Origin of the sequence: Streptomyces sp. MnatMP-M17 (genome assembly GCF_900091995.1) — a bacterium.
Lineage (GTDB): Bacteria > Actinomycetota > Actinomycetes > Streptomycetales > Streptomycetaceae > Streptomyces.
This window is the reverse complement of sequence record NZ_FMDK01000608.1, coordinates 1-3,735: the sequence shown is the minus strand read 5'-3', so window position 1 is coordinate 3,735 and position 3,735 is coordinate 1. Positions and strand designations below refer to the sequence as shown.

At 72.4% G+C, this 3,735-nt stretch carries 3 protein-coding genes; all 3 read left to right on the top strand.

The window, feature by feature from the left end:
• Positions 1-29 precede the first annotated feature (29 nt).
• Positions 30-3,206 carry a type 2 lanthipeptide synthetase LanM family protein gene (locus GA0115259_RS25855; RefSeq protein ID WP_093601478.1) on the top strand — a complete coding sequence of 1,059 codons (3,177 nt, stop codon included), beginning with the start codon at positions 30-32 and terminating at the stop codon, positions 3,204-3,206.
• Positions 3,207-3,246: 40 nt separating this feature from the next.
• Positions 3,247-3,486 carry a hypothetical protein gene (locus GA0115259_RS25850; protein WP_093601476.1) on the top strand — a complete coding sequence of 80 codons (240 nt, stop codon included), beginning with the start codon at positions 3,247-3,249 and terminating at the stop codon, positions 3,484-3,486.
• Positions 3,487-3,572: 86 nt separating this feature from the next.
• Positions 3,573-3,735 (top strand): ATP-binding protein (locus GA0115259_RS42925; RefSeq protein WP_370748463.1); only part of this gene is annotated, 163 nt, incomplete at its 3' end.

Below are 3,735 nucleotides of genomic sequence, written 5' to 3'. Positions count from 1 at the left end.
ACTCGGGCGACTCCGACAACGCAGCGAGCGTGCGTGCCGGGCGTCGCGGGGCAGACGGGAGTTCTGAAACACGGCCTAGCAGCAGGGAAGGCGCGCCCGGCGCCGAAGGCTCCGACGTATTCGTCCCGCTCTTCCGTCCGCTCGTCGATGCGGCGGTGCAGGCGATGACCGGGACGCGCGGCCCTCTGGATCCCGCCGTGGCCGACACCGCCGCGCTGACGGAGCAGTTCGCGGACCGGCTCGGACAGCAGCTCGCCCGCCGGGCCGCCCGTACTCTCACCGCCGAACTCGCCGCCGCGCGTACGGCGGGACGGCTGACGGGCGCGGGCCCCGAGGACCGGTTCGCGGACTTCCTGCGGCAGACCGGCGGCGCGCGGGGACTGGCCCGGCTCTTCGCCGGCTATCCGGTGCTCGCCCGGCTGCTCGCCCAGACCTGCCGGTTCACCGCCGACGCCGTCGCGGAGCTGCTGACCAGGTTCACGGCCGACCGTACGACGATCGTCGCGGAGCTGCTGGACGGAACCGACCCCGGACCACTGGTGACGCTGGACCTCGGGCTCGGCGACACTCATGAGCGCGGCCGGTCAGTGGCCCTGCTGGGTTTCGCGAACGGCTCCACCGTGGTCTACAAGCCGCGCCCGCTCGGCCAGTACGGCTTCCTCGACCGGATGGTGGAGTGGCTGGGCGGCAAGGTGCCGGATCTTGGACTGCGGACCGCCGCGACGGTCGCGCGGGACGGCTACGGCTGGCTCCAGTACATCGACCATCTCTCCTGCGAGTCCGTCGCGGACATCCACCGGTTCTACCGGCGGCAGGGCGCGCTCCTGGCCCTGGTGTACGCAGTCGAGGGCTCCGATCTGCACTACGACAATCTGGTCGCGCACGGCGATCAGCCGGTGCTGGTGGATGTCGAGACGCTGCTGCACGCCACACTGGCCGAGCCGATGACGGCCGGACCCGATCCGGCCTCGGCCGCGCTCGCCGCCTCGGTGCACCGGACCTGTCTGCTGCCGCAGCTCATGGTCGGCGAGCTGGGCGCCATCGACATCTCGGCCGTGGGCGGTGCGCCGGACGACAGCGGGCCGCACGCGGAGATCGCCTGGGAGGGCGCGGGAACGGACACGATGCGCCTGGTGCGGCGTCCGGTCCCGTTCACCGGTGGCCGCAACCGGCCGTTGCTGGCGGGCAAGGACGTCGCGGCGGGCGAGTACGGAGCCGCCCTGCTCAGCGGCTTCCGCGCGGGCTACGACGCGATCGTCGCCCACCGGGACGAACTGCGCGGCCCGGACGGGCTGTTGACGCGCGAGGGCGCGGCCGGGCCCGGACGGCTGATCGTACGGCCGACCCAGCTCTACGCGACGCTGCTGGCGGAGTCGCTCCATCCGGATGTCCTGCGTGACGCGCTGGACAGGGACGCGCTGCTGTCCCTGCTGTGGGCGGAGTCGTCCGACGACCCGGCCAGACAGCGGGTGATCGAGGACGAGATAGCGGACCTGTGGTGCGGTGACATTCCCGTCTTCTTCCACCGGCCGACGGATGCCGAGGTGTGGACGTCACGCGGCACCAGGATCTCCGGTGTGCTGGACACCTCGGGCCTCGCCGCCGCTCTGGCCAAGATCGAGGCGATGGGCGAGGTCGACCGGCACGACCAGGAGTGGATCATCTCCGCCTCGCTGGCCACCGCCCGGCCCTCGTCGGGAAGCCGGCACAGACAGGCCGAGCCACCGGCGAGGACGACACCCGCCGCCGTACCGGAGTCCTCGGTGCTGCTCGCCGCCGCGTCCGGGATCGCGGACGAGATCGTGGCCCGCGCCGTGCACGGGCCGGGTCCCGGGGATCCACGGTCCGGGGATGAGGGGCCAGAGCGGGGGCCGGAACAAGGGCGGGAGTGTGGGCAAGATCGAGAACCGGAGCGGGGGCGGGCCAACTGGATCGGTCTGGAGCTGGTGGACGACGCCCACTGGGCCGTACTGCCGATGGGCGCGAGCCTGGCGCAGGGGTACTGCGGAGTGTCGCTGTTCCTCGCGCAGCTCGGCCGGCTGACCGGCTCGTCCCGCTACACCGACCTGGCGCGTAAGGCGCTCGCGCCGGTGTCCACGCTGGTCGCCGCGCTCGCCTCGGACCCCGGGCTCAGCAGGACGGTGGGACCGGGCGCGTTCCACGGCCTCGGCGGAATCTGTTACGCCGTCGCGCGGCTGACGACTCTGCTCGGCGAGGGCGGAGACGGAGGCGAGGGCGGAGGCGAGGGAAGGGGCCGGGGAGGAGCGGCCGAGGGGGTTACGGACGACACCCTGCGTACCGCCGTGGCCGCGCTCGCCCTGTCGGTCGACGACGCTCCCGACGCCGAGGTGTCCCTCGATGTCTCGACCGGTCTCGCGGGCGCGCTGGCCGCGCTGCTCGCCGTACATCAGGAACGCGGGACGCCGGAGGCCGCCGTCCACGCCGACCGGATCGCGGAGTTGCTGCTCGTACGCACGGACAGCGGACGCCGTGGTACGGGCACACCCGGATTCGCCTTCGGTGACGCGGGCATCGGCTGGTCCCTGCTGCGCTACGCCGCCGACGGTGACCGCCGCCCGTACGCCGAGGCAGGGCAGCGCCTGCTGGATTCGGCGCTGACCGCCGCGGAACGGAACGCACCCGAGGATCTGAGCTGGTGCTCGGGGCTCTCCGGTACGGTCCTCGCCGCTGCCGACCGCCTCGGCCGGCCGACCACGGGAGGCGCTGAGGGACCGGCCCCGGCAACCACCGCCACCGAAAACACCGTCGCCGAAACCTCCGTCGCCCGAACCGCCGACCCCGAAATCTCCCTCGCCCGTCTCGACACGGCGGTGCGCGTACTCGGCGCGCAGGTGCCGCTGACGGACCACAGCCTCTGTCATGGCGATCTGGGCTCGGTCGAGCCGCTCGCCGTGCTCAGCGCACGCGGCCACCGGGACGCCAGGACCGGCCTGGCGCGCCGCGTGGGACTGACCGTCGGCGCCTTCCAGTACGGCGGCCATCTGTGCGGCACTCCCGGCCGGGTCCACTCCCCCGGTCTGCTCCTCGGGCTGTCCGGTATCGGATACGCCCTGCTCCGCCTGGGGTTCGCCGACCGCGTGCCCTCGGTGCTGCTGCTCGATCCCACACCGTCCCGGCTCCGGGCCGCGTCGAGCGAAGACACCGCACCGGCCCCGGCCCCGTATCCCAACGCAACGGCTCAGTGACCACTCGCACCTCTTCCTCCCACAGAAGGGATCACCCGCCATGACCGCATCGCCGCAGCACACCCAGCACCACGCCGAGGAAACCGACGCCGCAGCGTCCCCGCTCTGCCCGGAACCGGCCGATGCCGTCAGTGCCGACACCTCCAGCACCGACACCATCAGCCTGGCGCGCCGGAATCTGGCCTGCGCCCGCGTCCGGGTCCTGGCCGGACTGACGCTCGGCAGCGGCATCGTCATCACCCTGAGCGGGATCCACACCACCGTCTCCAGCCCCGGCTGACCGGACTCCGTAACGGACTCCACAACGGAATCCGGTCCTCAAGACGGTCTCTGGCAAAACCGGTCCGACCGCTACGATCCCTACCCATGCATGCGCGTGCAGCCGAAGTTGTGGGTCGTGACAGTGAACTCGCCCTCATCGAGGAGTCGTTGTTCGGCTGTCGGCAAGGACACGGCCGCGCCTTGTTCCTCGTCGGTGAGGGAGGAATCGGGAAGTCGCGGCTGGTCGCCGAGGCTACGGGCGCGGCCC